This window comes from Microbacterium sp. Root61 (assembly GCF_001427525.1).
GTDB lineage: Bacteria > Actinomycetota > Actinomycetes > Actinomycetales > Microbacteriaceae > Microbacterium.
The window spans coordinates 931,174-958,146 of the sequence record NZ_LMGU01000001.1 but is presented as its reverse complement, the minus strand read 5'-3'; the positions used below and the strand labels follow the sequence as shown (position 1 = coordinate 958,146).

Below are 26,973 nucleotides of genomic sequence, written 5' to 3'. Positions count from 1 at the left end.
CGACCGATGAACCAGCTGCGCGGCCGCGACGGCTACAACGGACCCCTACTCGAGGTGAACGACCTGTCGGTCGACTTCGCCGTGGACAACTTCTGGGTGCCCGCCGCCAAGAAGCTGCAGTACTCCGTCGAGGGCGGCAAGGCCCTCGCGATCGTGGGCGAGTCCGGCTCGGGCAAGAGCGCCAGCTCGATGGCGCTGCTCGGCCTGCTCCCCAAGAACGCCCGCGTGCGGGGGAGTGTCAAGCTCGCCGGTCGCGAGATCCTCGGACTCAAGCCCGACGAGCTGCGCCGCGTGCGCGGCAGTGAGATCGCGGTGATCTTCCAGGAGCCGATGACGGCGCTCAACCCCGTCTACACGGTCGGCTTCCAGATCATCGAGACGCTGCGCATCCACTTCGGCATGACACCCAGCCAGGCCAAGGCCAGGGCGCTCGAGCTGCTCGATCTCGTCGAGCTGCCGGATCCGCTGAAGGCGTTCAACTCGTACCCGCACCAGCTGTCCGGCGGTCAGCGTCAGCGCGCCATGATCGCGCAGTCGATCTCGTGCGACCCGTGGCTGCTGATCGCGGATGAGCCGACCACGGCGCTGGATGTGACCGTGCAGGCCGAGATCCTCGACCTGATGCGCGACCTGCGCCACCGCCTCGACTCGGCGATCCTCCTGATCACGCACGACATGGGCGTGGTCGCCGACCTCGCCGATGACATCGTCGTGATGCGTCAGGGCGAGATCGTCGAGCGCGGCACCGTCGAGGGCGTCTTCGCCGCTCCGCAGCACGCCTACACGAAGCAGCTGCTTGCGGCCGTGCCGCGCATCGGCGAGGTCGGCGGGGAACGGATCGACACGACTGCGGCCCTCAGCGGTGACACGAGCTCGATCCGTCTGGCGGAGGTCGCCGCGGTCGAGGATGCCGAGCGTCGCTCCGGACTGGTGCCCGTGCTCCAGTTCGAGGACGTTGCGATCGACTACCCCAAGAAGGGGCGCGTCCCGGCGTTCCGCGCCGTCGAGCACGCCAACTTCACGATCTACCAGGGCGAAGTCACCGGCCTGGTCGGCGAGTCCGGCTCGGGCAAGACGACCGTCGGCCGTGCGGCCATCGGTCTCCTGCCGATCGCGGAGGGCAAGGCGTCCGTCGTCGGCCACGACATCTCCCAGGCCGACCGTCGTCTGCTGCACAAGGTGCACAAGGACGTCGGCATCGTGTTCCAGGACCCGTCGTCCTCGCTGAACCCCCGTCTGCCGATCGGCCAGTCCATCGGCGAGCCGCTGCTGCTGGCCGGCGAGGCGAAGGGCCGTGCGCTCGACAAGCGCGTCCAGGAGCTCCTGGATGCCGTGGAGCTGCCGAGGGCGTACCGCAGTCGGTATCCGCACGAGCTCTCCGGCGGTCAGAAGCAGCGTGTCGGCATCGCACGCGCCCTCGCGCTCGAGCCCAAGCTGCTCATCGCCGACGAGCCCACCTCGGCGCTCGACGTGTCGGTGCAGGCGACGGTGCTCGAACTGCTCAAGCGCCTGCAGCGCGACCTCGGGTTCGCGTGCCTGTTCATCAGTCACGACCTCGCGGTCGTCGACACGCTGGCCGACCGCATCATCGTGATGCACCACGGTCACATCGTCGAACAGGGTGCCACCGGTCAGATCCTGCGCGCGCCGAAGGAGGCGTACACGCAGCGCCTCATCGCCGCCGTGCCGATCCCCGACCCAGCCGAACAGCGGGTGCGTCGCGAGGCGCGTGCCGCTCTGCTCGAGGCCGAAGCGGCCGAGGCACAGGCCCGAGGCGGCGACGCAGCCTGACGCGAATCGCGTGAATGAGAAGAAGAGCGGATGCCCCGGCATCCGCTCTTCTTCGTCGTTATGGAGGGGCGGTCAGAAGTCGGTCAGGTCGAGTCGGCTAGAATGGACCGCCCGACTCCGGGCATCACCCCGATCTTTCAAGGACTCTCATGGCGCACGCCCTCCGGCCCGACCTGCGAAATGTTGCGATCGTCGCGCACGTCGACCACGGCAAGACGACACTTGTCGACGCGATGCTGAGGCAGACCGGCTCTTTCGGCTCTCACGAGCACATGGAAGAGCGCGCGATGGACTCGAACGACCTCGAGCGTGAAAAGGGCATCACGATCCTCGCCAAGAACACGGCGATCACGTACAAGGGTCTGCACGCCACCGACGGCCCCGTCACGATCAACGTGATCGACACGCCGGGTCACGCGGACTTCGGCGGCGAGGTCGAGCGCGGCCTGTCCATGGTCGACGGCGTCGTCCTGCTCGTGGACGCGAGCGAGGGCCCGCTGCCGCAGACCCGCTTCGTGCTGCGCAAGGCGCTGGAGGCCAAGCTTCCCGTCATCCTGCTGGTCAACAAGACCGACCGTCCCGACGCGCGCATCCCCGAGGTCGAAGAGGAAGCGCACGATCTGCTGCTCGGCCTCGCGTCCGACCTGGTCGATGACGTCCCGGACCTCGATGTCGACGCGCTGCTCGACGTGCCGGTCGTCTACGCCAGCGGTCGCGCCGGCGCTGCGTCGCGCAACCGCCCCGAGAACGGCAGCCTGCCCGACAACGACGACCTCGAGCCGCTGTTCGAGGCGATCCTCCAGCACGTGCCCGCGCCGTCCTACGACGACGAGGCACCGCTGCAGGCCTGGGTCACCAACCTCGACTCCAGCCCGTTCCTCGGCCGCCTCGCACTGCTTCGCGTCTTCAACGGCACGCTGAAGAAGGGCCAGACCGTGGCGTGGGTGCGTGCCGACGGCACTACCAGCAACGCGCGTATCACCGAGCTGCTGAAGACCCGCGCCCTGGAGCGCTACCCGGCCGAGAGCGCCGGCCCCGGTGACATCGTCGCCATCGCCGGCTTCGACGACATCACGATCGGTGAGACGATCGCCGACCCCGACGACGTGCGTCCGCTGCCGCAGATCCACGTCGACGACCCGGCCATCTCGATGACGATCGGCACCAACACCTCGCCGCTGATGGGCAAGGTCAAGGGACACAAGCTCACCGCCCGCATGGTCAAGGACCGCCTCGACCGCGAGCTCATCGGTAACGTCTCGCTCAAGGTCGTCGACATCGGGCGTCCGGATGCGTGGGAGGTGCAGGGCCGCGGTGAGCTGGCTCTCGCCATTCTCGTGGAGAACATGCGCCGCGAAGGCTTCGAGCTGACCGTCGGCAAGCCGCAGGTGGTCACCAAGCAGATCGACGGCAAGACGCACGAGCCGTTCGAGCACCTCACGATCGACGCCCCCGAGGAGTACCTCGGCGCGATCACGCAGCTGCTCGCTGCCCGCAAGGGCCGCATGGAGGGCATGTCGAACCACGGCACCGGCTGGGTGCGCATGGAGTTCGTCGTCCCCTCGCGCGGCCTGATCGGCTTCCGCACCGAGTTCCTCACCACGACCCGCGGCACCGGCATCGCGAACGCGATCTCGCACGGCTACGAGCCCTGGGCGGGACACATCTCGACCCGTCAGAACGGCTCTATCGTCGCCGACCGCATGGGTGTCGTCACGCCGTTCGCGATGATCGCGCTCCAGGAGCGGATGTCGTTCTTCGTGCAGCCCACGCAGGAGGTGTACGAGGGAATGGTCATCGGCGAGAACTCGCGCGCCGACGACATGGACGTGAACATCACCAAGGAGAAGAAGCTCACGAACATGCGTGCGGCCAGCTCCGACACGTTCGAGTCGATGACCCCGCCGCGCGTGCTGACGCTCGAGGAGAGCCTCGAGTTCGCCCGCGACGACGAGTGCGTCGAGGTCACCCCCGAGGTCGTGCGCATCCGCAAGGTGAACCTTGCCGCCTCCGAGCGTGCCCGCGCCACCGCGCGCCTCAAGCGTCAGGACGCCTCGTCCTGAGTCGGCTGAGCTGAAACGCCGCTGCCGTCCCGCCCTGTGCGGGACGGCAGCGGCGTTTCTGCGTTCGCCGTCGACGGAGGGCGCTCGCTAGGCTCGTCCGGGTGAGCACCGCATCCGACCCGCACGCACGTCGCGCGTGGCGCGACGGCATGGGCGTGGCGCTGGCCACCAGTGCCTACGGGATCTCCTTCGGCGCGCTGTCGGTCGCGGCGGGGCTGGATGTCTGGCAGACCTGCGTGCTGAGCCTGTTCATGTTCACCGGCGGGTCGCAGTTCGCCTTCGTCGGTGTGATCGGGGCCGGGGGACTGGCGGCCGCCCCGGCGGCGATCGCGTCCGCATCGCTGCTGGGCGTGCGCAACATCGCCTACGGCATGCGGATGTCGCCGGTGATCGGCGCCGGCGGATGGCGTCGCGCCGCCGCCGCGCTGTTCACGATCGACGAGTCCACGGCCGTGTCGCTCGCGCAGGAGACCCGGCGAGCCCGGCTGATCGGCTTCTGGGTGACCGGCATCGGGATCTACGTCGGGTGGAATCTCTCGACGCTGGCCGGTGCGCTGCTGGGCGATGTGCTGGGCGACCCTCGGGCGTATGGATTGGATGCCGCGGCCGCCGCGGCCTTCCTCGCGCTGCTGTGGCCTCGTCTGAAGCAGCGGCAGGCGATCGCCGTGGCTGCAGCGGCGGCCGTGGTCGCTGTCGTCCTCACGCCCGTGCTGATGCCCGGGCTGCCCGTGCTGGTGGCGGCGGTCGTCGCGATCGTCGTGGGGTGGTTCAACTGGCTGGGCCGCGACACCGCGCCGTCGGGGGAGCCCGACGACGTGCCCGAACGGGAGGGGCTGCCATGACGCTGTGGACAGCGGTGCTCGTGGCATCCATCATCTGCGTCGCCCTGAAGACGCTGGGCTACCTCGTGCCGCCGCGCGTGCTCGAGGCGCCGCGACCCGCGCGCATCGCGGACCTGCTGACGGTCGCCCTGCTGGCGGCCCTGGTCGCCGTGCAGGCGCTCGGAGTCGGTCAGGCGATCGTCGTGGACGCGCGCATCCCGGCGCTGCTCGTGGCGGCGGGACTGCTGATGCTGCGGGCACCGTTCCTGGTGGTCGTGGTCGCGGCGGCCCTCGTGGCGGGCCTGCTGCGGCTGTGGGGCTGGGCGGCCTGAGCACTGCCCCAGGTTCGCGATCTAGACTGGTGCGGTGACATTCTCCTGGTCCCGTGTCGGCACGTGGGTCATCGCGCTCCTCGTCGGCGCCGTCTACGGCTTGGCCGGCACCATCGCGCAGAGCTTCATGTGGGGTTGGTTCCCGCTCGGGCTCGTGCTGGCGATCATCGGCAGTGGTGCGCTGCTCGCGGCGGTGCGGCTGCTCACCGGCGACCGCTGGGCCGCCCTCGCCACGGGCCTCGGCATGATGTTGGCGACCATGGTCTTCTCGGGCCGGGGTCCCGGCGGGTCGGTCATCGTTCCGCAGGCGGCGGACGGAGCCTTCAGCCCGGGCGTGGTCTGGACGATCGCCGTGCCGATCCTGGTCGCGATCGTGGTGTCGTGGCCGGACCTGTCCCGTATGCGCGCTCTGTCGGAGAACCAGCGTCCCCAAGCGAACTAGACTTGTTCGTGTGACGTATGTGATCGCGCTTCCGTGCGTGGATGTGAAAGACCGTGCCTGCATCGACGAGTGTCCGGTCGACTGCATCTATGAAGGCGACCGGTCGCTCTACATCCACCCGGACGAATGCGTCGACTGCGGTGCGTGTGAGCCGGTCTGCCCGGTCGAGGCGATCTATTACGAGGACGACCTGCCTGAAGAGTGGTCGGACTACTACAAGGCCAACGTCGAGTTCTTCGACGACGTGGGATCCCCGGGCGGAGCCGCCAAGGTCGGCTCGGACTACTACAAGGCCAACGTCGAGTTCTTCGACGACGTGGGATCCCCGGGCGGAGCCGCCAAGGTCGGCGTGATCCACAAGGACCACCCGATCATCTCGGCGCTCCCGCCGCAGGCACCGTAGGCGCCGCGGGATGGGTGTCTCCGACCTCGCCGATTACCCGTGGGATGCCGTCGCGCCGTACGCGGCCCGGGCGCGCTCCCACCCCGACGGCATCGTCGATCTGTCCATCGGCTCGCCCGTCGATCCGACGCCGCGCGTCGTGGCCGACGCCCTCGCGGCAGCGACCGATGCGCACGCCTACCCGCAGACCGTGGGCACGCCCGCGCTCCGGGAAGCCATCGTCGACTGGTACGCGCGACGTCGCGGTGTGCCCGACCTGACCCCCGCGCATGTGCTTCCGACGATCGGCTCCAAGGAGCTCGTCGCCCTGCTGCCGCTGCTGCTCGATCTCGGCGCGGGAGGCATCGTCGTGCACCCGCGTGCCGCGTACCCCACGTACGAAGTGGGCGCCCGTCTCGTCGGTGCGACGCCGTTCGCGAGCGATGACCCCGCCGAATGGCCGGCGGGCACCGCGCTGATCTGGCTGAACTCTCCCGGGAACCCTGACGGCAGGGTGCTGGATGCTGCAGCCTTGGCCGCCGCGGTCGCCCGCGCGCGCGAACTCGGGGCGATTCTCGTCTCGGACGAGTGCTACGCCGAGCTCGGCTGGGACGGCGTGTGGGCGGACGAGCCCGTGCCCAGCGTGCTGGACCCGCGGGTGACCGCCGGCGACGTGCGCGGCATCCTGTCGGTGTACTCGCTGAGCAAGCAGTCGAACCTGGCCGGCTACCGTGCGGCGTTCCTCGCCGGCGATCCGGCACTCGTGGAGCGTCTGCTGACCGCGCGCAAGCACCTGGGGCTGATGCCCCCCGCGCCGGTGCAGTCTGCGATGATCGTCGCGCTCGGTGACGACGCGCACGTCGCGGCGCAGAAGGAGCTCTACCGGGCCAGGCGCGCCGTGCTCAAGCCGGCGGTGGAGGCCGCAGGCTTCCGCATCGATCACAGTGAAGCCGGTCTGTACCTGTGGGCGACCGAGGGCCGTGACGCGTGGGAGAGCATCGACCGTCTCGCGAGCGTCGGAATCCTCGCCGGACCCGGTCATTTCTACGGCGAGCACTACCCGCAGCACATCCGTCTCTCGCTCACCGCGACCGACGAGCGCATTGCCGCGGCCGCCGCACGACTGGCCGAGCTTCCGCGCGTCTGACGGGATGCTGCCGGCGCGGGAGAACAGGAGGATTCCTCCAGTGGAATCCCCAGGCGTTTGGCTGGTGCGGCAGTAGGCCTGCCCGCCCACTAGGCTGTAGGGACGCGGCGGTGCGGTATCTCCGACCTCCGTACCGGCACTCGGACCGCACCTCCATGGGGTTGTCCGCTGGACCGACGACACCCCGAACCGACCAGAAATCGCAAGGAGGCGCCGTGAGCGACGCGGACATCCAGCAGGAAAAAGCCACCCTCACCATCGGTGACAAGACGGCCGAATTCCCGTTGCTGCGCGGCACCGATGGGGCGCCGAGCATGGACATCTCGACCTTCACGCGACAGACCGGACACACGACGCTGGACTACGGCTTCGTGAACACCGCAGCGACGCGGTCGGCGGTCACGTTCATCGACGGCGACCAGGGCATCCTGCGGTACCGCGGCTATCCGATCGAGCAGCTGGCGCAGAACAGCACCTACCTCGAGGTCGCCTGGCTGCTCATCTACGGCGAGCTGCCGACGGCCGACGAGCTCGGCGAGTTCGACGAGCGCATCCGCCACCACACGCTGCTGCACGAGGACCTCAAGCGCTTCTTCTCCGCGCTGCCCCACACCGCCCACCCGATGTCGGTGATCTCCTCGGCGGTGTCGGCGCTCTCCACGTACTACGAGAACCAGTCCGACCCGCACAACCCCGAGCACGTCGAGCTCAACACGATCCGCATGCTCGCCAAGCTCCCCGTGATCGCGGCCTACGCGCACAAGAAGAGCGTCGGTCAGGCCTTCCTGTACCCCGACAACTCGCTGAGCTTCGTTGACAACTTCCTCAAGCTCAACTTCGGCGTCCTGTCCGAGCGGTACGAAGTCGACCCGGTCATGTCCCGTGCCCTCGAGCGTCTGCTCATCCTGCACGAAGACCACGAGCAGAACGCCTCCACCTCCACGGTGCGACTGGTCGGCTCCACCGGCGCCAACCAGTTCTCCTCGATATCCGCGGGCATCAACGCCCTATATGGCCCGCTGCACGGCGGCGCCAACGAGGCCGTCCTCGACATGCTCGCCCGCATCCGCGAGTCCGGCGAGAGCGTGCAACGCTTCGTCGAGCGGGTCAAGAACAAGGAAGACGGGGTCAAGCTCATGGGCTTCGGCCACCGCGTCTACAAGAACTACGACCCGCGGGCCAAGCTCGTCAAGGAATCGGCGGACGAGGTGCTGTCCGCCCTCGGCGTGAGCGACCCGCTGCTGGACCTCGCCAAGGAGCTCGAGGAGATCGCGCTCAGCGACGACTACTTCCGCGAGCGCCGGCTGTACCCCAACGTCGACTTCTACACGGGAGTCATCTACAAGGCGATGGGCTTCCCGACCCGCATGTTCACCGTGCTGTTCGCGATCGGCCGCCTTCCCGGCTGGCTCGCGCACTGGCGCGAGATGCAGTCCGACCCGCAGACCAAGATCGGCCGCCCGCAGCAGCTGTACGTCGGCGCCGCGGAGCGGAACTACCCCGGAATCTGATCGGATGCCGCGGCTCCTGGTCCGTCGCCCCTCACCGCATCTCGCGGACGGCGAGCTGACGCACCTCGACCGGGTACCGGTCGATCCGGCGCTCGCGCGCCGGCAGTGGGACGCGTACATCGAGGTCTATCGCACGCGCGGCTGGCAGATCATCGAGGTCGACCCCGTCGATGACCAGCCCGACGGTGTCTTCGTCGAGGACGCGGTCGTCGTCTTCGGCGACCTGGCGGTGCTGTGTCGTGCCGGTGCCGAATCCCGGCGCGGAGAGGCCGCCTCGGTCGCCGCGGCAGTCGCGGCATCCGGGCTCGAGACGACCGCGATCGAGGCGCCCGGAACCCTCGATGGCGGCGATGTGCTGAAGGTCGACCGCAAGGTCTATGTGGGTGCCTCTTCGCGTACGAATGCCGCCGGGATCGCGCAGCTGCGCGCGGCGCTCGGCCCGCGTGGATGGACGGTCGTCGAGGTGCCGGTGACGAGAGTGCTGCATCTGAAGTCCGGCGTGACCGCGCTGCCGGACGGCACGGTCGTCGGGTTCGCGCCCCTCGTAGACGACCCCGAGGCATTCGGACGGTTCCTCGGCATCCCCGAGGAGCACGGCACCGCCGTGGTCGTGCTCGATGCGGGGACGGTGCTGATGTCCGCCGATGCACCCGCGACCGCGGCGCTCTACCGCGATCGCGGGCTCGAGGTCGTGACGGCCGAGGTGACCGAGTTCGAGAAGCTCGAAGGCTGCGTCACCTGCCTGTCGGTGCGCATCCGCGACTGACGTCGGGCATTTCTCAGCCGTGCTCTGCCGATCTGAGAGCGGCGTGACGCGCTTCGACTTCGGCGGCGTGGTCGGGGACGTGCGTCGTCCAGTCCCGTGGAGGCCGCACATAGCCTCCCGACTCGGGACGCGGGGGAACCTGGATATCCGTGCGCTCCACGAGCTCGTACGGCACCTGGGAGAGCAGGTGCGCAATCATGTTGATGCGGCTGCGACGCTTGTCGTCGCTGTCCACCTCGAACCAGGGCGCTTCCGGAATGTCGGTGTGCACGAACATCGTGTCCTTCGCGCGCGAGTAGTCCTCCCATCTGGTGATCGACAGCACATCGTTCGGGCTGAGCTTCCAGCGCCGCATCGGATCCTCCGCGCGGGAGCGGAACCGGGCCTCCTGCTCGACATCCGAGACACTGAACCAGTACTTCAGCAGGATGATGCCGTCTTCGACGAGCATCCGTTCGAAGATCGGCGCCTGGTGCAGGAACCGGTGGTACTGCTCGTTCGTGCAGTAGCCCATCACGTGCTCGACACCCGCCCGGTTGTACCAGGAGCGGTCCATCAGGACGATCTCGCCGGCCGCGGGGAGATGCGGCACGTAACGCTGGAAGTACCACCGGGTCTTGTCGCGCTCACTGGGCGTCGGCAGCGCCACCACCCGAGTGACCCGCGGGTTCAGGTACTCCGACACGCGCTTGATGGTCGACCCCTTGCCCGCGGCATCCCGGCCCTCGAAGATCACCACGATGCGCGCGCCGGTCTGCTGGACCCAGGCCTGCATGTCGACGAGACGCGCCTGCAGTTCCTTCAACTCGGATTCGTAGAGCCTCTTGCGCATGCGCTTCGTCACGGATGCCGCCTCCTCGCGTTTGCGGTGATCCTACGCGTGCAGCGCCTCGTTGAGCGTGACGCCGACGCCGGCGCGCTGGACTGCCTCGACCGCGCCGGTGAGCGAGTTGCGACGGAACAGGATGCCGTCACGACCGGACAGCTCTGACCCCTTGACGGTCGGACGCGAGCCGTCGTGCAGGGCCGGGCCGTCTGCGAGCACGATCTTCGACCCTGCGGTGACGTACAGGCCCGCCTCCACGACGCAGTCGTCGCCGAGCGAGATCCCGATCCCGGCATTGGCGCCGAGCAGTGTTCGGGCCCCGACCGACACGCGGTGCGTGCCGCCGCCGGAGAGCGTGCCCATGATGGAGGCGCCGCCGCCGATGTCGCTGCCGTCGCCGACGGTGACGCCCTGCGAGATGCGGCCTTCGACCATCGAGGCGCCGAGGGTGCCGGCGTTGAAGTTGACGAAGCCCTCGTGCATGACGGTCGTGCCGGGGGAGAGGTACGCGCCCAGGCGCACGCGGGAGGCATCGGCGATGCGCACGCCGACGGGCGTCACGTAGTCCAGCAGACGCGGGAACTTGTCGAGCCCCTGCACCTGGATGCCGTCGCGCTGCAGGAACGGACGCAGACGCGTGTAGTCATCGGGATGCATCGGCCCGGCGTTGGTCCACGCGACATTGGGCAGGAAGCCGAAGATTCCGTCGAGGCTGACCTCGTTGGGGGCCGCCAGGCGGTGCGACAGGGCGTGCAAGCGCAGGTAGGCATCCGAGGTGGAGGTCGGCGCGGCGGCCAGGTCGATCTCGATGGCGACCGTCTCGACCGTCACGGCCCGGCGTGTGTCGGGCACGGCGAGCTGCTCCAGCGGGGCGGGCGGCATCGCCGGGTCATAGCCCAGCGGCAGTCGGCCGGACAGGGGCTCGGGGAACCACGTGTCCAGCACCGTCCCGGGGGCCGATCCGGACTCGTCGCACACCGTCGCGAGGCCGACGCCCCAGACCCATCGTTCATCGCTCATGACTCAACGCTAGCGAACCGGCGCCGAAGCCGGTGCTCGATAGACTCGGAGGATGCCGCAGCTCGATCTCTCCGCCAGTTCCATCGATCTCACGCGGGCGATCTGCGACATCCCGAGTGTCTCCGGTGACGAGCAGACCCTCGCCGATGCGATCGAGGCCGCCGTGCGCGACCTTCCGCACCTGGACTTCTACCGCGACGGCGACACCATGGTCGCCCGCACGCAGCTGGGCCGCGCCCAGCGCGTCGTGATCGCCGGTCACATCGACACGGTGCCGATCAACGACAACCTGCCGACGCGCGACATCGAGATCGATGGCGAGCCGTTCGTATGGGGCCGCGGTACCGTCGACATGAAGGCCGGTGTCGCCGTGCAGCTGAAGCTCGCGGCAGAGCTGACCGATCCCCGCGTCGACATCACCTGGATGTGGTACGACCACGAAGAGGTCGACGCCGACCTGAACGGACTGACACGGCTGGCGCGCACGCGCCCGGACCTGTTCGCCGGCGACTTCGCGATCCTCGGAGAGCCGTCCAACGGCCAGGTCGAAGGCGGCTGCAACGGCAACCTGCGGGCTCTCGTGCGCACGCACGGCGTCCGGGCGCACAGTGCCCGCGCGTGGGTGGGCGAGAACGCCATCCACCACGCAGCGCCCATCCTGGCGCGTCTGGCGGACTATGTGCCGCAGGAGGTGGCGGTGGAGGGACTCGTCTACCGCGAGGGACTGAACGCCGTGCGCATCCGCGGCGGGATCGCCGGCAACGTCATCCCCGACCTGTGCGAGGTCGAGGTCAACTACCGCTTCGCGCCCAGCACGAGCGCGGAACAGGCCGCGCAGTACGTGCGCGAGGTGTTCGAGGGGTTCGAGGTCGAGGTGGTCGACCTCGCCGACGGTGCACGGCCGGGGCTCGACGCGCCGCTCGCGCAGGAGTTCGTCGCCGCCGTCGGTGCCGAACCGCGCCCCAAGTACGGCTGGACCGATGTCGCGCGCTTCTCCGCGCTCGGGGTTCCCGCGGTCAACTACGGCCCCGGTGACCCCCAGCTCGCCCACCACGACCAGGAGCGCGTGCCGCACGCGCAGATCGTGGATGTCGAGCGCGGACTCCGATCGTGGCTGACGGCGCTCTGAGCGTCGCCCCCTCCCGCGGGGCATGGCGGTCGTTGCCCATCGCCGTGCGCATCGGCATCCTGTATCTGGCTGCTCGCCTGGTCACCACCGTCTTCCTGCTGATCGCGGCCGAGTTGTCCGGCGTCGGATCGCGCTTCGGCGACGGCGCCACCATCGCCGACCTCATGCTCGGCTGGGACGCGCAGTGGTACTGGTTCACGGCGGTCCACGGCTACCCGGACACGCTTCCGTTGACCGACTCCGGCCTCGTGGCGGAGAACCAATGGGCGTTCATGCCCATCTACGCGTACCTGTCCGCCGCGCTCGGGATGCTGCTCGGCTCATGGGGTGCCGGCGCCGTGGTGATCTCGCTCGTCGCGGGCTACCTGTCGTGCCTCGTGCTGTACCGGATGCTGCGACCGCGCACCGATGATTCCACCGCGCTCTGGGCGGTGCTGTTCTTCGCGGCGGGCCCGCTCGCGGCGATGTTCCAGGTCGGATACGCCGAGTCGCTGTTCCTGCTCTGGCTCTACCTGTCGCTCTGGATGGTGATGCAGCGACGGTACGGCTGGCTGTACCTCCTCATCCCGCTGATGGGATTCACCCGCCCGGGTGTGCTGGCGTTCGCCCTGTTCCTCGGGCTGTTCGGCATCTGGCGCTGGTTCTCGCGTCGCCGCGAGGCGCTCCCGGTGCGCGAGATCGTGCACATCGTCGCCCTCGGACTGCTCGCCGTGGTCGTCGGCTTCTCCTGGCAGGTGATCGCGGGCATCGTCACGGGCGACTCCGGCGCGTATCTGGCGACGGAGCTGTCCTGGCGCCGCAATTGGATCGTGGGAAGTCACGACGCCTTCCTGCCCTTCGACGGGTTCCTCCAGGCGGTGGGCTTCTGGTTCGGCACGTGGGGCGTCGGCCCCGTCGTCGGGTATGTCGTGTTCGCGGCATCCGTTCTCGGACTCGCGGCCGTCCTGCTCTTCGAGCCGCACGTCAAGCGCCTCGGCGTCGAGCTGCGTCTGTGGACGGCGAGCTACCTCGTGTACATCCTCGCGGTGTTCTTCCCGCAGTCGAGCATCTTCCGGCTCATGCTGCCGATCTCACCGCTGTGGGGGGCGGTGGCGATGCCGAGATCCCGGGTCTGGCGCGTGGCCGTGCTCGGGCTGTGCCTGCTCGGGCAGTGGTGGTGGATCTACAACGTGTACGCCCTCGGGAATACGTTCTGGCAGATTCCCTGATCACGGATTGAACATTCCGGGTGCGGCCGATTATCCCGTGTCCCGGCCGCAGGATAAACTGTTTGTGCATACCTACCACGAAAGGGAGCCACGATGGCAGCCATGAAGCCGAGAACCGGAGACGGGCCGATGGAGGCCGTGAAGGAGGGACGCCTCATTGTCGTTCGTGTTCCTCTCGAAGGCGGCGGACGCCTCGTCGTGTCCGTGAACGATGCTGAGGCCAAGGAGCTTTACGAAGTGCTCGGTGGGGTCGTCGCCCCCGCCTGACCTCTCGATGACACTGAAGCGGCCGATCCTCGGATCGGCCGCTTCTGCGTTTCCGTCGGGAATCAGACCGTCGACTGGAGAGTGGTGAGCTGCAGCAGGCCTTCGCCGACGATCGACAGCGCGCCGATGACGGCGGGGGAGGACTGCGTCTCCTGGATCAGCGACCGGTATGCCGTGGTGACCGCATCGCGTCGGACGGGATCGGCGACCGCGCCGGCACCCATCACGCGCGGCACGAGGACGGTGCCGCCGGCGCGCACCAGGCGCAGGCCGTGCTCGACGTACTCGATCACGCCCTCCGGATCGGCGTCGACCAGGACGATGTCGTAAGACGCCTCGTTCATGCGGGGGAGGACGTCGAAGGCCCTGCCCGCGATGAAGCGCGCCCGTGCCGGTGGCACCTTCGCCTCGGCGAACGCCTGCCGCGCCGCGTTGAGGTGCTCGGGCTCGTTGTCGATGGTGGTGAGCGTCGCGCGGGGCGAGCCGTGCAGCAGCCAGAGTCCGGAGACTCCCGCGCCGGTGCCGATCTCGACGATGTTCAGCGCTTGGGATGCCGCCGACAGCACCGCGATCTGCGCCCCCACGGGTGCACTGATCGGGTTCGCACCCAGCTCCATGGCGTGCGCACGAGCGCGGGCGATGTGCTCGGGCTCGACCGTCGCCTCTGCGGCGAACCGATAGTTCGCGTCCTGATCGCCCATGTGTCGCTCCTCCGCTCTCAGACTACGCGGGCGGGGGGCGCCGATCGCACAGGCGCGGCGGTAATCTGGATGCATGGTTCTGGGGCTGACGTTCGAGAAGCTGCTTGTGATCGCCGTGATCGCCGCAGTCGTGATCGGTCCTGAGCGCCTGCCGCGCTACGCCGAGGGATTGGCGCACTGGACGCAGCGGGCACGGGAGTTCCTGAAGGGCGCCCGCACGCGCGTCAAGGACGAGATGGGCGAGGATTTCGACGACGTCGACTGGCGCAAGCTGGATCCCCGTCAGTACGACCCGCGTCGCATCATCCGCGAGGCGCTGCTGGATGACGCGCCCGTCCCGACCGTGCGGGCTGCGGGCATCGCCGCCGCCGCCGTCAAGCCGCTCAGCGCGGCCGCTGCGGCGCCTCCCGGCGTGGTCGTGCGAGCGGATGGCTCGGCCGGCAGCGGGACGCCGTTCGACACCGAAGCCACCTGAGCTCGGGCTGACCGCAGCGACTGCCGTCCGGCTCAGCGCGGTGTGAACGGGAGCGGCCGTCCGGCCAGGCCCCGCGGTTCGGCGACGAGGCTCGCCGCAAGCTGCTCGATCGCGACCGCTGCGGGATCGTCGGGGTGCGTCGCGACCACCGGTGCTCCGGCATCGCTGTCCGCACGCAGGGCGACGCTGAGCGGGATCGACGCCCGCACGCGCACCTCGTTGCCGTCCGTGGACAGGGCGGCCGCGACGGCCGCTCCGCCGCCGGAGCCGAACAGCTCCAGCTGGGTGCCGTCCGGCAGTGTGAGGGCGGCCATGTTCTCCACGACGCCGATCACCCGCTGACCGGTCTGACGGGCGACCAGACCGCTGCGGACGGCCACATCGGCCGCCGCGCTCTGCGGCGTCGTGACGACCAGCACCTCGGCGTGCGGCAGGAACTGCCCCACCGAGATCGCGACGTCGCCGGTGCCGGGCGGCATGTCGATGAGCAGCACGTCGAGGTCGCCGAAGTACACGTCGGTGAGGAACTGCTGCACCGTCCGGTGCAGCATCGGTCCGCGCCAGGCGACGGCGCCGAGGGGGCCGTCGTCGTTGCCGCGCCGCAGGAACATGCCGATCGAAATGGTCTTCACGCCGTACGCGACCGCCGGCAGCATGAGGTCGTCGATGCGGGTCGGCGCGGGCGCCGCGCCGTCCGGACCGGTCAACCCGAGCAGCCCAGGGATGGAGAACCCGTGCACATCGGCATCGATGAGTCCGACGGCGAGTCCGCGTCGGGCCAGTGCCACCGCGAGGTTCGCCGTGACGGTGGACTTGCCGACACCGCCCTTGCCGCTGGTGACGGCGATCACACGGGTCAGCGACTCGGGGCCGAACGGCATCTCCCGCGCCGCGCGTCCGCCGCGCAGTCGCTCGGTGAGACCACGCCGCTCGTCGGGAGTCATCACGCCGATCGTGAGGTCGACGCCCGTGACGCCGGGAACGGATGCCGCAGCCGAGCGCACGTCGGATTCGATGCGCGCAGCGGCGGGGCATCCGACGATCGTCAGCACGATGCCGACGTGGGCGATCCCGTCGTCGACGGCGATGTCGCGGACCATGTCGAGGTCGGAGATGGGGCGGCGAAGTTCGGGGTCGACGACGGCGCCCACACTGCGGCGGACGGCATCGACGAGGTCGTCGGCGGTCATCGGCCTTCCCGCTCGCCGCGGTCGTCGAGCTTCTCGAGCATCGATCGCAGTTCGGCGCGCAGCACGTCCTTGGTCATGATCTCGCCCTGGAAGTCGGCGACGGCCATGCGCAGCGCCACGATCTCCCGCGCGAGGTACTCGGTGTCGGCCAGGTTGCGCTCGGCGCGCTGGCGGTCCTGCTCGATCTGCACGCGGTCGCGGTCGTCCTGACGGTTCTGCGCGAGCAGGATGAGCGGTGCCGCGTAGGACGCCTGCAGCGACAGGATGAGCGTCAGCAGGGTGAAGTTCGTCGCTTTCGGGTCGAACTGCAGCTCGACCGGCATGAGCGAGTTCCACAGCAGCCACACCGTGACGAAGATCGTCATCCCGATGAGGAACCCGGAGGTGCCCATCGCGCGGGCGAACGCCTCCGAGAATCGCCCGAAGCTGTCGCTCGATCCCTGCGGGTTGCGCCCGAGGAGTCCGGAGCGCCCGAGAGGCGCGTCCAGCGACGAGCGGCGAGGAGACCGCGCCATCATCGCCGCCTCGGGATGCTTGCGGTGGTCGTCGGAACGGATGCCGGCGCCTTCGGGGCGTCGTCGTCACCGTCGTGCGAACGCCAGTCCTCGGGCAGCAGGTAGTCCAGCACATCGTCGACGCTGACCGCGCCGACGAGGCGGTGCGCCTGGTCGACGACCGGGAGCGACACGAGGTTGTAGCTGGCGAGCATACGCGCGACTCCCGCGGCGGAGGACTGCGCGGGTACCGGGTCGAGCGTGTCGTCGATGATCGCGCCCAGACGCTCGTGCGGGGGATAGCGCAGCATCCGTTGGAAATGCACCGTTCCCAGCAGGCGACCGGTCGGCGTCTCGTACGGCGGGAGCGTCACGAAGACGGCGGCCGCGAGCGCAGGGTGCAGCTCGTGGCGGCGGATGAGCGCCAGCGCCTCGGCCACCGTCGCGTCGGCGGACAGCACGATGGGCTCGGGCGTCATCAGACCACCCGCGGTGTCGGGGCCGTACTGCAGCAGCGCGCGGACGTCGTCGGCCTCTTCGGGCTCCATCAGGTCCAGGAGCTCTTCCAGCCGCGCTTCCGGCAACTGACCGAGCAGGTCCGCCGCGTCGTCGGGCTCCATCGCGTCGAGGATGTCGGCGGCGCGCTCGTCGCCGAGGGCCTCGAGGATGTGCACCTGATCGCCTTCGGGCATCTCCTCGAGCGCGTCGGCGAGCCGGTCGTCGGTGAGTTCTTCGGCGACCTCGATGAGGCGATCCTCTGGAAGGTCGAGAAGGGTGTTGGCGAGGTCGGCGGCCTTGAGCTCGGAGTAGCTGGCCACGAGCTGCTCGGCGGACTGCGCCTCGCCGGGGACCTGCTCCTCGCGGATCTCGGTCCAGTTCGCGAACGTGGTGGGGCCCTTCGCGAAGGGCGAGGCGCTCGTCTTCGGGCGCCGCAGGAAGAGCTGGCCGATGTCCCACTCACCGAGGCGATTACGCTCGATGGCGACATCCTCGATGACCGCGCGACCGCTGCCGTCGTTCAGATAGACCTTGCGTCCGAGCAGCTCCGCCATGACACGGACCTCGCCGCCGCGCTCCTGGAAGCGCCGCACGTTGATGAGGCCGGTCGTGATGACCTGGCCGGTCTCGATCGAGGTGACTCGACCGATCGAGACGAACACGTGGCGGCGGCCGGGGATCTCCACCACGAGGCCGACGACACGGGGAGGGTCGTCTTTTCGATACACGACGACGACGTCCCGGACCTTGCCGAGTCGGTCGCCAGCGGGGTCGAAGACCGCGCAGCCGGCCAGGCGTGCGACGAAAACCCTCTGCGTGCTCACTTCTCCAGCGTAGTGCGACCTCCGACGATCCCACCGGGGCATGACGCCGAGTCCACAGGTCCGCGTCGGCGACGCATGCGAAGATGGGGACATGAGCATGATGGGCGGACGGCTCCCACCGGGCCGAGAGATCGTCGGTCCCACGGTGGCCAGCTTCAGCAAGTACGAATCCGCGCAGAAGGCGGTCTCGGCCCTCATCGCGGGCGAGGTTCCGGCGCGCGACATCGCCATCGTCGGGCAGGGGCTGCGCTCGATCGAGCGCGTGACGGGCCGCCTCGGCTACGCGACCGCGGCACGCTCCGGCGCGATCAACGGTCTGCTGCTCGGACTCTTCTTCTCCGCGATCTTCGTTCTGGGGTCGCCGGCGGTCTCGATCCCCGTGTTCGTGGGGGTGCTGTTCGTCGGCATCGCGATCGGCATGCTCCTGAGCCTGGTGACGTACTCGTTCGTGCGACGCCGTCGTGACTTCGCCTCGGTGATGCAGGTCGTCGCCGACTACTACGAGGTCACCGTGGCCGACACCAGCGTGCACCGCGCCCGGCAGATCCTCGGCCCGAACGCCGTCGCCGAGAGTCCCGCCGCCCCGGCGCCCGTCGTCGCGGCGCCGCTGGCGCGTCCGACCACGACCACGCCCACGCCCGCTCCCGCGGACCCGGCCGTCCATGAGCCGCCGCGCTATGGCGAACGTGTCGTCCCCACTGACGACGCGCCGACCGAGGCGCCGTCCGGCGATGCGTCGAGCCCTGCGGAGACGCCGGACGAGTCCGACCGCCCCGCCTGACCCGATGGACGCAGACGAGACGCTCGAGCGCATCTCCGTCGCGCTGCCCGCCGGGCCGGTCGAGGTCTCCGCGGCGTACGGCCGCCCGGACGCCGCATCCGTCACCGTCGCCATTGCCCACGGTGCCGGTGCCGGCTACGCGCATCCGTTCTACGTCGGCTTCGCCCGCGGCCTGCGCGCGCAGGGCTTCGCGACGCTGCGCTTCAACTTCCCGCACATCGAGACGGGCAGACGGATGCCGGGACCGCCCGCGCACGCGGTGCGCACGTGGGCTGCGGTGTCAGAGTGGACGGCCGCACGCGCGCCGGACGACGCGCTGTGGGCCTCGGGCAAGTCCTACGGCGGACGGATGGCGTCGATGGCCGCGGCCGAGGGCGCGATCGCGCCCGCCGGCCTGATCTACCTCGGCTATCCGCTGCATCCGCCGGGGGATCCCAGCAAGCCGCGCGTGGCGCATCTTCCCGATGTGGCCGGTCCGCAGCTGTTCATCGAGGGCACGCGCGATCCGTTCATCGACCCGCACGAGCAGCTGCTGGAGGCCGTCGCCTCCTGCCAGGACGCCACCCTCGAGTGGATCGAGGACGCTGCGCACTCGTTCGAGGTGAAGGGCCGCAAGCGCCCCGCGGACGAGATCGGCGCCGACCTCGCTCCGTTGGTCGCCGAATTCATCCGCGCTCGCTCGGAGGCCTAGCGCGGCACAAGTTCGGGGCCGGCCGGCGATACGCCGGGCCGAGGTCATCGCGGGGCGGCATGTCGCGGCGTAGCCCCGAAGCTGTGCACGAGGACGCCGTGCGGATGCTGCATCCCCGCCGTGCGCGGCGGCTCAGCGTCCGGCGGCGTAGCCCTGTGCTCCGCGCGGATTCGCGGCGGCCCACAGCACACCGCGCTCCCGGTCGATGCCGACGGCCGAAAGCCGGCCCAGGCTCCACACTCCCGCGCGTGCGACGACGTGTCCGCGCCGCTCGAGTCCGGCGATGACCTCGTCGCCGAGCCGGTCCTCCACGACGGCGCCGGCCGGCTGCCACGTGCGCGGCCAGAACGAGTCGATGCGCGCCGTGGAGTGGAAACCCGGTGCGTCGATCGCCTGCTGCGGCGTGTAGCCGCCGACGAGCATGCGCAGCAGGGCGGGCACCTGCCACTGGTCCTGCTGGTCGCCGCCGGGCGTGCCCATCGCGATGACGGCGCGACCGTCCTTGAGGACCAGGGTCGGGGTGAGCGTAGTGCGCGGGCGGAGTCCGGGGCGCAGCGCGGAGGGAGCCGCGGCGTCGAGCCACGTCATCTGCAGGCGCGTGCCCAGGCAGAACCCGAGCGCGGGAATCGTGGGGGAGGACTGCAGCCAGCCGCCAGAGGGCGTGACGGCGATGATGTTGCCCCAGCGGTCGACGACGTCGATGTGGCACGTGTCGCCGCGAGTCTGACCGGATGCCGCGACCGTGGGCTCACCGACGGCGCTGAGATCGGCATCCGTTCCGTCGTCTTCGCGCAGCCGCGGGGCGAACGGGGTGCGCCCGGGCAACTGCCCGGGCCGCCACTCCGTGGACGCGGCAGGAGTGATCTGCGCCCGCCGTTGTCGGGCGTACCCGTCGGCGAGCAGCGCGTCCAGCGGCACGTCGGCGTCGCCGTAGTAGGCGTCGCGATCGGCCAGGGCGAGCTTGATCGCCTCGAGGACGACGTGCGCGCCGCCCTCGGTCGACGGGTCGAGCTCGTCGTCGGCGTACCCGTCGAGGATCCGCAGCGTCTGCAGCAGCGCCGGACCCTGCGTCCATGCGCCGGCCTTGGCGATCGTGTGCCCGCGGAAGTCCGCCGTCACCGGCGTCTCGTAGCCGGCCGAGAAGGACGCGAAGTCCTCCGGCGTGATGACTCCGGCGTGATCGGTGCCGCTGGAGTGGCGGTGCGGCGTGGCCAGGAAGGCCGATGCCTCCCGGGCGACGAGGCCGTGGCTCCATTCGCGACGGGCTGCGTCGATGCGTGCCGCTCGGTCGCCGGCACCCTCGCCCGCGGCGATGAGCGCCTCCAGGACGGCCGCGTAGGCGGGATTGCACACGAGGGTGCCGGCTGCCGGAACGACGCCCTCCGGCATCCACAGGGCGGCGGAGGAGGGCCAGTGCTCCGCGAACAGGGCGGCGACGCGTCCGATCGTCGCGGCGACCTGGGGGAGCTGCGGATGGCCGTCCCGGGCGTAGCCGATGGCGAAGCCGAGCACGTCGGCGAGCTCCCACGTGCCGTGGTCGCGCAGCAGCGTGAGCCAGGCGTCGACCGCGCCGGGGATCGCCGCCGCGAGGCCGCCCGCGCCGGGCACGAGGTCGAGCCCCTCGCCGCGGAAGTGCTCGATCGTCGCGCCGGCGGGTGCCGGGCCCTGACCCATCAGCACGACGGGGGTGCCGGGGGCCTCCGCCGTGGCGAAGATGCCGACGAGGTCGCCGCCGGGGCCGTTGAGGTGCGGTTCGACGACGTGCAGCACGAATGCGCCCGCCGTGGCCGCATCGAACGCGTTGCCGCCGCGCTCGAGCACGGCTTGAGCGCTGGCGGTGGCGAGCCAATGGGTGGATGCCGCCATCCCGAAGGTGCCCTGCAAGGTGGGCCGCGAGGTGAAGGACGCGGGCGGCGTGAAACTCACCGCGTGAGCCCGCGTGCCACCCAGGCCTCGACGTCGTCCGCGGTCCGCGGGATCGCGGCCGAGAGGTTCACCGGGCCGTCGGCGGTCATCAGGATGTCGTCCTCGATGCGCACGCCGATGCCGCGGAACTCCGCCGGAACGGTCTCGTCGTCGATCTGGAAGTACAGACCCGGCTCGATCGTGAACACCATGCCGGGTGCCAGTTCGCCGTCGTAGTACATCTCGCGGCGGGCCTGCGCGCAGTCGTGCACGTCGATGCCCAAGTGATGGCTCGTGCCGTGCACCATGTAGCGACGGTGCTGGCCGCCGGTGTCGGCATCCAGCGCCTCTGCGGCGGTGACCGGCAGCAGGCCCCACTCGGCGACGCGCGCGGCGATGACCTGCATGGCCGCGTCGTGGACCGAGCGGAACTTGACGCCGGGGCGGGCAGCCGCGAAGGCCGCATCCGCCGCTTCGCGCACGGTCTCGTAGACCATCCGCTGCGTCGGCGTGAAGGTGCCGCTCACCGGGATGGTGCGCGTGATGTCGGCGGTGTAGAGGCTGTCGACTTCCACGCCGGCGTCGACGAGGATCAGGTCGCCCGGGACCACGGCCCCGTCGTTGCGGGTCCAGTGCAGGTAGCACGCGTGCGGGCCGGACGCCGCGATGGTGTCGTAGCCCTCCCAGTTGCCGTCGCTGCGTGCGCGCAGGTGGAATACGCCCTCGACGATCCGCTCGCCGCGCGGGTGCGCGACGATGCGGGGCAGTTCGGCGACGATGTCGTCGAAGCCGCGGGCGGTGACGTCGACGGCGAGCGTCATCTGCGCGATCTCGTACTCGTCCTTGATCAGGCGCAGCTCCGACACGAAACGCGTGAGGTCCTCATCGACGTCCACGACGAGGTCGGCGTCGCGCGCCTCGAAGGCATCGACGTGCTGTGTTGCGAGACCCAGGTCGGCCTCGACGCCGCCGAGCGCGGGGCGCGGGCCGATCCAGAACTCGCCGATCGACGCGTCGCTGTAGAACTCCGCGGTGGTGCGGTCTGCGCGCTCACGGAAGTACAGTGTGACGTCGTGGCCGGCGTCGCTCGGCTCGAAGACGAGGACCGATCCGGGTTCGGCGTCGTTCTCCCACCCGGTCAGGTGGGCGAAGGCGCTGTGCGCGCGGAACGGGTAGTCGGTGTCGTTGCTGCGCACCTTGGCATCGCCCGCCGGGACGACCAGGCGTTGCCCGGGGAACGCCGCCGACACCGCGGCACGGCGCCGCGCCGCGTAGGCCGCCTGCTCGCGCTGCGGCGGGGTGGACTCGGGCCGCTCGGCCCATCCCGTCGAGATCGTGTCGAGGAACCCCTGCGGGAACGGCTGGCGCCGATTCGTGGTCGCGTTCGCCTCCGCAGGCGGTGCCTGCTCCTCGGCTGCGGGTGTGGTGCTCTGCCCTGTCTCGCTCATGCGTCAAGTCTTACACGCGGGGTGCTGAGAGTGGAGGGTCAGGGCACCGGTTCGAGCTGGACGACGAGGGGTCGATGGTCGCTGCCGGAGCCATCCATGGAGCGCAGCACGACCGACCCGGTCGGCTTCCAGTGGCTCGAGGCCATCACGTGGTCGATCGGGGCGCCCATCACTGCGGGGAACTCGGTCGACCAGGTGCCCACTCCGCCGTTCCCGGTGTCGGCCGCAGCGTCGTGGCAGCGGCCGAGCGTGCCGCCGTCCATGCCGAGACCGCCCATGTGGTCGATCGTCGCGTTGAAGTCGCCGGCCATGATGACGTTGGGATCCACGCACTGGTCGGCCAGCCACTGCAGGTCGTCGCGCCAGTGCTGCATGTACGCCTGGCGAGGCGCGACGGCGTGCGCCGCGACCACGATGGGGCCGTCCCCGCTCGTGGGCATCGCGACCGCGCTGGGCACCGTCGAGGTGTTGCTCGTACCGTCGGTCGAGGAATCGATGACGGCGTAGTCGCCGAGGTCGGGGGAGATCAACAGCGTCGTGGAGCGCGCATCCCATCCGTCGGTGCCGTACTCGGCATGATGTGCCCACATCCTGTGCCCGAGATCGCGCATCGCGAGCGCCACCTGTTCGCCGGTCTCGATCGTGGTCTCCGGCAGCGTCACGATGTCGGCATCCATCGCCACGGCGATCTGCGCGACGGTCTCGGGGGAGGTCGCCGATCCGGCCGTGTTCCACGTCATGACGCGGATGCTGTCCGGGCCTTTCTCGGGGAGCGCGTCGGTGCCGATGCCGCGGCTCAGCAGGATCGCGCCGTTGGCGACGCCGGCGATGAGGGTCACGAGGGCGAGCGACAGAGCGAGCCCGCGGATCGGTCGCGCGATCGCCAGGAGGAGCAGCAGCACGAACGCGATGGCGAACGCGGCGGCGAGGAATCCGCGGAAGGAGACGATCTGGGCGATCGGGAAGGTGCGCTCCAGGCGGAAGAACTGCGGCCAGGTCAGGATAGCGGCCGCGATCGCGCAAAGGACGGTGACGAGGATACCGAGCAGGCGCAACACGTCCGCGACTCTATGCGAGCAGTCTGAGAAATCCACGGATGCCGCGGCACGCATCGCCGATTCCACCGGTCGGATCGGCCCATCGCGGTACGCTCGGATGATGCAGTCATCGCCTCGATTCCACGGCCCGAGCGACCTGCATATGCACTCGGTGCACTCGGACGGCACCGAGTCTCCTGCACAGGTGATGGCCGCCGCCCACCGGTACGGACTGCGGACCGCGGCGCTGACCGATCACGACACGACCTCGGGGTGGGCCGAGGCGGCCGAGGCCGCGTCATCCCTGGGCGTGACGTTCCTCCCCGGGATGGAGCTGTCCGCCAAGCACCAGTGGCGCAGCGTGCACGTCCTGGCATACCTCATCGATCCCGACGACCCTGCGCTGCGGGCCATGACCGATCGCATCCGCTCCTCGCGGATGGATCGGGCGCGAACGATGGCGGATCGCATCTCGCGCGACTACGACCTCGAATGGGCAGACATCGTCGCCCAGACCTCCGACGGCGCCACTGTCGGACGCCCGCACATCGCCGATGCGCTCATCGCCAAGGGGCACGTGCGCGACCGCGCCGAGGCTTTCTCCAGCATCCTGAGCCCGAACGGCGACTATTACATCGCCCTGTTCGCGCCCGACCCGGTCACGGCGGTCGAGCTGATCACCGGCGCCGGGGGAGTGGCGATCATCGCGCACCCGGCCGGTCGAGCAGGTTTGCTGCCGACGCCGTTGATGGAACGGATGCTGGATGCCGGTCTCGCCGGGTTCGAACTCGGTCATCGCGAGAACCTGCAGGACGGCATCTCGACCCTGCAGCGGCTCTGCGACGAGCGGGACCTCATCGTGACGGGGTCCAGCGACTATCACGGCCTCGGCAAGCCGAACTTGCCGGGGGAGAACACGACGTCGGACGGCATGGTCGCCCGCATCATCGATCGCGGCACCGGCAGCGCGCCGGTGTACCCATAGCCCGGGCGCAGAAAAGCCCCACTCCGTGAGGAGCGGGGCTTCTCCGAAGAGCAATCCGATCAGCTGAGCGCCTTCGCCTTGATGGCGTCGTACTCGGCCTGCGTGATCGTGCCCGAGTCGAGCAGACCCTTGGCCTTGGCGATCTCGTCGGCCGGGCTGCCGCCCGCTGCGCCGTTGGCGACCGACTGGATGTACGCGGCCTGTGCCGCCTCCAGCTGCTTGGCCTGCGCCTGGCTGCGCTCCGCCATGCCCCTGCCGCGGGCGATGAGGTACACCAGCGCGGTCAGGAAGGGCAGGAACAGAAGGAAGATGATCCAGACGGCCTTCCACCAGCCGTTCAGCTTGTGGTCGCGGAACAGGTCGCCGATGATGGCGAACAGCACGAAGAGGTAGGTGACGAAGACGAAGATCCACAGGAACCACCAGATGATGTCCCAGAAGGATCCCCAGAAGCCCTGGTATTCATAGGCGGTGTTGACCGCTTCAGCAAGTCGCACGATAGTGCCTTTCGAAAGAACTGTGAGATGGCGACGGTGTCGTCCACATTCACACTAGACCCACAGGAACCATCAGTCACGGAACATTTCGTTTCGCGTATATGACGTGTCGTAGCCGACCATCGGACTGCACATAAGGCTCCCGGGCACGAGAAAGGCGGCCGCGATGTCCGAAGACACCGCGACCGCCTGATCGTCTGGTTTACGCTGCGCCGGCCGGTGCACCGCCCGTGCGGGGGGCGCGGCGACGCCGACGACGACGCGGTGCCGCGTTGCCGTCGTGGTGCTCGTTGCCGCCGCCGTCGTGGGTGCCGGCACCATCGGCCGCATCGTGTGCACCGTGTTCCGTCGGAACCTCGGGAGCCGCAGGCGCGGTGGTGCGCTCGGCCGTCGCGGTCGCCGCGCCCTCCGAAGAACCGCCGCGGCGACGACGACGGCCGGTGCCGCCTTCACGCTCCGAGCGGTCCGAGCGGTCGGTGCGCGGGGCATCCGTCGTCTTGGGCTGCGCCTTCGGAGCCGTCGTGAGACGTCCCTTGGTGCCGGCGGGGATGTCGAGGTCGGTGTACAGGTGCGGGCTCGACGAGTACGTCTCGGTGGGCTCGGGCTGACCGAACTCGAGGGCGCGGTTGATGAGCGCCCACTTGTGCAGGTCGTCCCAGTCCACGAAGGTCACCGCGATGCCGGTCTTGCCGGCCCGGCCGGTACGACCGGCGCGGTGCAGGTAGGTCTTCTCGTCGTCCGGGATCGTGTGGTTGATCACGTGGGTGACATCGTCGACGTCGATGCCGCGGGCGGCGACGTCGGTCGCGATGAGCACGTCCTTCTTGCCGGCCTTGAACGCGGCCATCGAGCGCTCGCGCGCCTCCTGGCTCATGTCGCCGTGCACGGAGGCGGTGTTGAAGCCGCGGTCGCCGAGCTCGTCGGACAGACGCTGGGCAGCACGCTTCGTGCGCGTGAAGATCACGGTCTTGCCGCGACCCTCGGCCTGCAGGATGCGGGCGATGACCTCGTCCTTGTCGAGCGAGTGCGCGCGGTAGACGACGTGCTTGATGTTGGCCTGTGTGAGGCCCTCATCGGGGTCGGTCGCCCGGATGTGGATCGGGTTGGTCATGAACCGACGCGCCATCGCCACGATCGGGCCGGGCATCGTCGCCGAGAACAGCTGGGTGTGGCGGATCGCCGGCACCTTCTGGAAGATCTTCTCGATGTCGGGGAGGAATCCGAGGTCGAGCATCTTGTCGGCCTCGTCGAGTACGACCTCGGTCGCGTTCGAGAGGTCGAGCAGACGCTGGTTGTTCAGGTCGATGAGGCGCCCGGGGGTGCCGACGACGATCTGGGCGCCGGCCTTGAGCTGGTCGATCTGACCCTCGTAGGCCTTGCCGCCGTAGATCGCCACGACGCTGGTGCTGCGACCGGAGGTGAGCATGTCGATGTCTTCATAGACCTGCACGCACAGCTCGCGGGTCGGAACCACGATCAGGGCCTTGACGCCGTGCTCGGGGTTGAGACCGAGACGCTGCACCACGGGGATGCCGAAGCCGAAGGTCTTTCCGGTACCCGTCTTGGCCTGGCCGATGATGTCCTGGCCGGGAAGGCCGAGGGGGATCGTCTGCTCCTGGATGGGGAAGGCATCCACGATGCCCTTGCTTGCGAGGACATCCACGATGTCCTGATCGACGCCGAGTTCGGCGAAGGTCGTCACGATATGAGCCTGTCTGGCGGTGAGGTGCCGCCGGGGGTGA

The 26,973-nt window shown here is 69.5% G+C and carries 27 protein-coding genes; 16 read left to right on the top strand and 11 right to left on the bottom strand.

All coding sequences use genetic code 11. The annotated features are described in order from the left end of the window. Positions 1-6 precede the first annotated feature (6 nt). The 9 genes from ASD65_RS04655 to ddaH all read left to right on the top strand — a co-directional run bounded on the left by ASD65_RS04655 (position 7) and on the right by ddaH (position 9,255). Positions 7-1,791, top strand: coding sequence for an ABC transporter ATP-binding protein (locus ASD65_RS04655; RefSeq protein ID WP_056219138.1), 1,785 nt, complete (start codon positions 7-9; stop codon positions 1,789-1,791). A 149-nt stretch (positions 1,792-1,940) separates the two neighbouring features. After that, entirely contained in the window at positions 1,941-3,854 is a 1,914-nt protein-coding gene (gene typA / locus ASD65_RS04650; RefSeq protein ID WP_056219135.1) for a translational GTPase TypA, read from the top strand. Between the two features lie 149 nt (positions 3,855-4,003). Then, positions 4,004-4,696 carry an AzlC family ABC transporter permease gene (locus ASD65_RS04645; RefSeq protein ID WP_056224471.1) on the top strand — a complete coding sequence of 231 codons (693 nt, stop codon included), beginning with the start codon at positions 4,004-4,006 and terminating at the stop codon, positions 4,694-4,696. Further along, complete coding sequence (locus ASD65_RS04640) at positions 4,693-5,007, top strand: AzlD domain-containing protein (protein ID WP_056219134.1); 315 nt, start codon at positions 4,693-4,695, stop codon at positions 5,005-5,007. Before ASD65_RS04645 ends, ASD65_RS04640 begins: the two co-directional genes overlap by 4 nt. 34 nt (positions 5,008-5,041) lie before the next feature. After that, positions 5,042-5,449, top strand: coding sequence for a DUF6113 family protein (locus ASD65_RS04635; RefSeq protein WP_056219131.1), 408 nt, complete (start codon positions 5,042-5,044; stop codon positions 5,447-5,449). A 10-nt stretch (positions 5,450-5,459) separates the two neighbouring features. Further along, positions 5,460-5,852: a ferredoxin gene (fdxA, locus tag ASD65_RS04630; RefSeq protein ID WP_056219129.1), complete on the top strand. Its 393-nt coding sequence runs from the start codon at positions 5,460-5,462 to the stop codon at positions 5,850-5,852. Positions 5,853-5,862: 10 nt separating this feature from the next. Continuing rightward, positions 5,863-6,978, top strand: coding sequence for a succinyldiaminopimelate transaminase (gene dapC, locus ASD65_RS04625; protein ID WP_056219127.1), 1,116 nt, complete (start codon positions 5,863-5,865; stop codon positions 6,976-6,978). A 215-nt stretch (positions 6,979-7,193) separates the two neighbouring features. Next, entirely contained in the window at positions 7,194-8,489 is a 1,296-nt protein-coding gene (locus ASD65_RS04620) for a citrate synthase (RefSeq protein ID WP_082561569.1), read from the top strand. 4 nt (positions 8,490-8,493) lie between these two features. Further along, positions 8,494-9,255, top strand: a complete 762-nt coding sequence (gene ddaH, locus ASD65_RS04615; RefSeq protein WP_056219124.1) for a dimethylargininase — start codon at positions 8,494-8,496, stop codon at positions 9,253-9,255. Positions 9,256-9,268: 13 nt separating this feature from the next. Here the strand turns inward: ddaH and ppk2 are convergent, their stop codons facing one another. Beyond that, positions 9,269-10,087 (bottom strand): polyphosphate kinase 2, encoded by an 819-nt coding sequence (gene ppk2 / locus ASD65_RS04610; RefSeq protein WP_056224467.1) that lies wholly within the window; start codon positions 10,085-10,087, stop codon positions 9,269-9,271. A gap of 42 nt (positions 10,088-10,129) precedes the next feature. Next, the gene (gene dapD / locus ASD65_RS04605) at positions 10,130-11,101 is read right to left on the bottom strand and encodes a 2,3,4,5-tetrahydropyridine-2,6-dicarboxylate N-succinyltransferase (protein WP_056219122.1); all 972 of its coding nucleotides are present in this window, start codon (positions 11,099-11,101) and stop codon (positions 10,130-10,132) included. 52 nt (positions 11,102-11,153) lie between these two features. Here dapD and dapE point away from each other — a divergent pair, with 52 nt between their 5' ends. The 3 genes from dapE (at position 11,154) to ASD65_RS18690 (ending at position 13,705) form a co-directional block, all read left to right on the top strand. After that, positions 11,154-12,230 carry a succinyl-diaminopimelate desuccinylase gene (gene dapE / locus ASD65_RS04600; protein ID WP_056219120.1) on the top strand — a complete coding sequence of 359 codons (1,077 nt, stop codon included), beginning with the start codon at positions 11,154-11,156 and terminating at the stop codon, positions 12,228-12,230. Next, the gene (locus ASD65_RS04595; RefSeq protein ID WP_082561568.1) at positions 12,212-13,438 is read left to right on the top strand and encodes a hypothetical protein; all 1,227 of its coding nucleotides are present in this window, start codon (positions 12,212-12,214) and stop codon (positions 13,436-13,438) included. Before dapE ends, ASD65_RS04595 begins: the two co-directional genes overlap by 19 nt. Before the next feature lie 93 nt (positions 13,439-13,531). Continuing rightward, positions 13,532-13,705 carry a DUF3117 domain-containing protein gene (locus ASD65_RS18690; RefSeq protein WP_082561567.1) on the top strand — a complete coding sequence of 58 codons (174 nt, stop codon included), beginning with the start codon at positions 13,532-13,534 and terminating at the stop codon, positions 13,703-13,705. A 62-nt stretch (positions 13,706-13,767) separates the two neighbouring features. Here ASD65_RS18690 and ASD65_RS04590 read toward each other — a convergent pair whose 3' ends face one another. Beyond that, positions 13,768-14,406 (bottom strand): O-methyltransferase, encoded by a 639-nt coding sequence (locus ASD65_RS04590; RefSeq protein WP_056219115.1) that lies wholly within the window; start codon positions 14,404-14,406, stop codon positions 13,768-13,770. A 73-nt stretch (positions 14,407-14,479) separates the two neighbouring features. On the opposite strand from ASD65_RS04590, the gene ASD65_RS04585 reads away from it, so the two are divergent. Then, positions 14,480-14,881, top strand: coding sequence for a hypothetical protein (locus tag ASD65_RS04585; RefSeq protein ID WP_056219112.1), 402 nt, complete (start codon positions 14,480-14,482; stop codon positions 14,879-14,881). A gap of 32 nt (positions 14,882-14,913) precedes the next feature. On the opposite strand, the gene ASD65_RS04580 is transcribed toward ASD65_RS04585, so the two are convergent. From ASD65_RS04580 to ASD65_RS04570, 3 genes are read right to left on the bottom strand one after another with little or no spacing between them, the layout of a single operon-like run. Continuing rightward, a complete protein-coding gene (locus ASD65_RS04580; protein ID WP_056219109.1) occupies positions 14,914-16,071 on the bottom strand; it encodes an Mrp/NBP35 family ATP-binding protein in 1,158 nt (385 codons plus the stop codon). Further along, positions 16,068-16,586 carry a DUF1003 domain-containing protein gene (locus tag ASD65_RS04575; protein ID WP_056219106.1) on the bottom strand — a complete coding sequence of 173 codons (519 nt, stop codon included), beginning with the start codon at positions 16,584-16,586 and terminating at the stop codon, positions 16,068-16,070. The genes ASD65_RS04580 and ASD65_RS04575 overlap by 4 nt, the downstream gene beginning before the upstream one ends. After that, positions 16,586-17,887 (bottom strand): magnesium transporter MgtE N-terminal domain-containing protein, encoded by a 1,302-nt coding sequence (locus tag ASD65_RS04570; RefSeq protein WP_056219104.1) that lies wholly within the window; start codon positions 17,885-17,887, stop codon positions 16,586-16,588. Before ASD65_RS04570 ends, ASD65_RS04575 begins: the two co-directional genes overlap by 1 nt. A 91-nt stretch (positions 17,888-17,978) precedes the next feature. Here ASD65_RS04570 and ASD65_RS04565 point away from each other — a divergent pair, with 91 nt between their 5' ends. Together ASD65_RS04565 and ASD65_RS04560 are read left to right on the top strand one after the other, a co-directional pair. Next, positions 17,979-18,668: a general stress protein gene (locus ASD65_RS04565; protein WP_056224465.1), complete on the top strand. Its 690-nt coding sequence runs from the start codon at positions 17,979-17,981 to the stop codon at positions 18,666-18,668. A gap of 4 nt (positions 18,669-18,672) precedes the next feature. Further along, the gene (locus ASD65_RS04560) at positions 18,673-19,359 is read left to right on the top strand and encodes an alpha/beta hydrolase family protein (RefSeq protein ID WP_056219100.1); all 687 of its coding nucleotides are present in this window, start codon (positions 18,673-18,675) and stop codon (positions 19,357-19,359) included. Between the two features lie 132 nt (positions 19,360-19,491). Here ASD65_RS04560 and ASD65_RS04555 read toward each other — a convergent pair whose 3' ends face one another. From ASD65_RS04555 to ASD65_RS04545, 3 genes are read right to left on the bottom strand one after another with little or no spacing between them, the layout of a single operon-like run. Next, entirely contained in the window at positions 19,492-21,285 is a 1,794-nt protein-coding gene (locus tag ASD65_RS04555) for a gamma-glutamyltransferase family protein (protein ID WP_056219097.1), read from the bottom strand. Beyond that, positions 21,282-22,712: an aminopeptidase P family protein gene (locus ASD65_RS04550; protein ID WP_056219094.1), complete on the bottom strand. Its 1,431-nt coding sequence runs from the start codon at positions 22,710-22,712 to the stop codon at positions 21,282-21,284. Before ASD65_RS04550 ends, ASD65_RS04555 begins: the two co-directional genes overlap by 4 nt. A 38-nt stretch (positions 22,713-22,750) precedes the next feature. Next, positions 22,751-23,770: an endonuclease/exonuclease/phosphatase family protein gene (locus ASD65_RS04545; RefSeq protein ID WP_056219092.1), complete on the bottom strand. Its 1,020-nt coding sequence runs from the start codon at positions 23,768-23,770 to the stop codon at positions 22,751-22,753. Positions 23,771-23,870: 100 nt separating this feature from the next. Between ASD65_RS04545 and ASD65_RS04540 the strand changes: the two genes are divergently transcribed. Further along, positions 23,871-24,734: a PHP domain-containing protein gene (locus ASD65_RS04540; RefSeq protein ID WP_200948618.1), complete on the top strand. Its 864-nt coding sequence runs from the start codon at positions 23,871-23,873 to the stop codon at positions 24,732-24,734. A gap of 59 nt (positions 24,735-24,793) precedes the next feature. On the opposite strand, the gene ASD65_RS04535 is transcribed toward ASD65_RS04540, so the two are convergent. Together ASD65_RS04535 and ASD65_RS04530 are read right to left on the bottom strand one after the other, a co-directional pair. After that, positions 24,794-25,231, bottom strand: coding sequence for an SHOCT domain-containing protein (locus tag ASD65_RS04535; RefSeq protein ID WP_056219088.1), 438 nt, complete (start codon positions 25,229-25,231; stop codon positions 24,794-24,796). Between the two features lie 202 nt (positions 25,232-25,433). After that, positions 25,434-26,933 (bottom strand): DEAD/DEAH box helicase, encoded by a 1,500-nt coding sequence (locus tag ASD65_RS04530; RefSeq protein WP_056219085.1) that lies wholly within the window; start codon positions 26,931-26,933, stop codon positions 25,434-25,436. Positions 26,934-26,973: the final 40 nt, after the last annotated feature.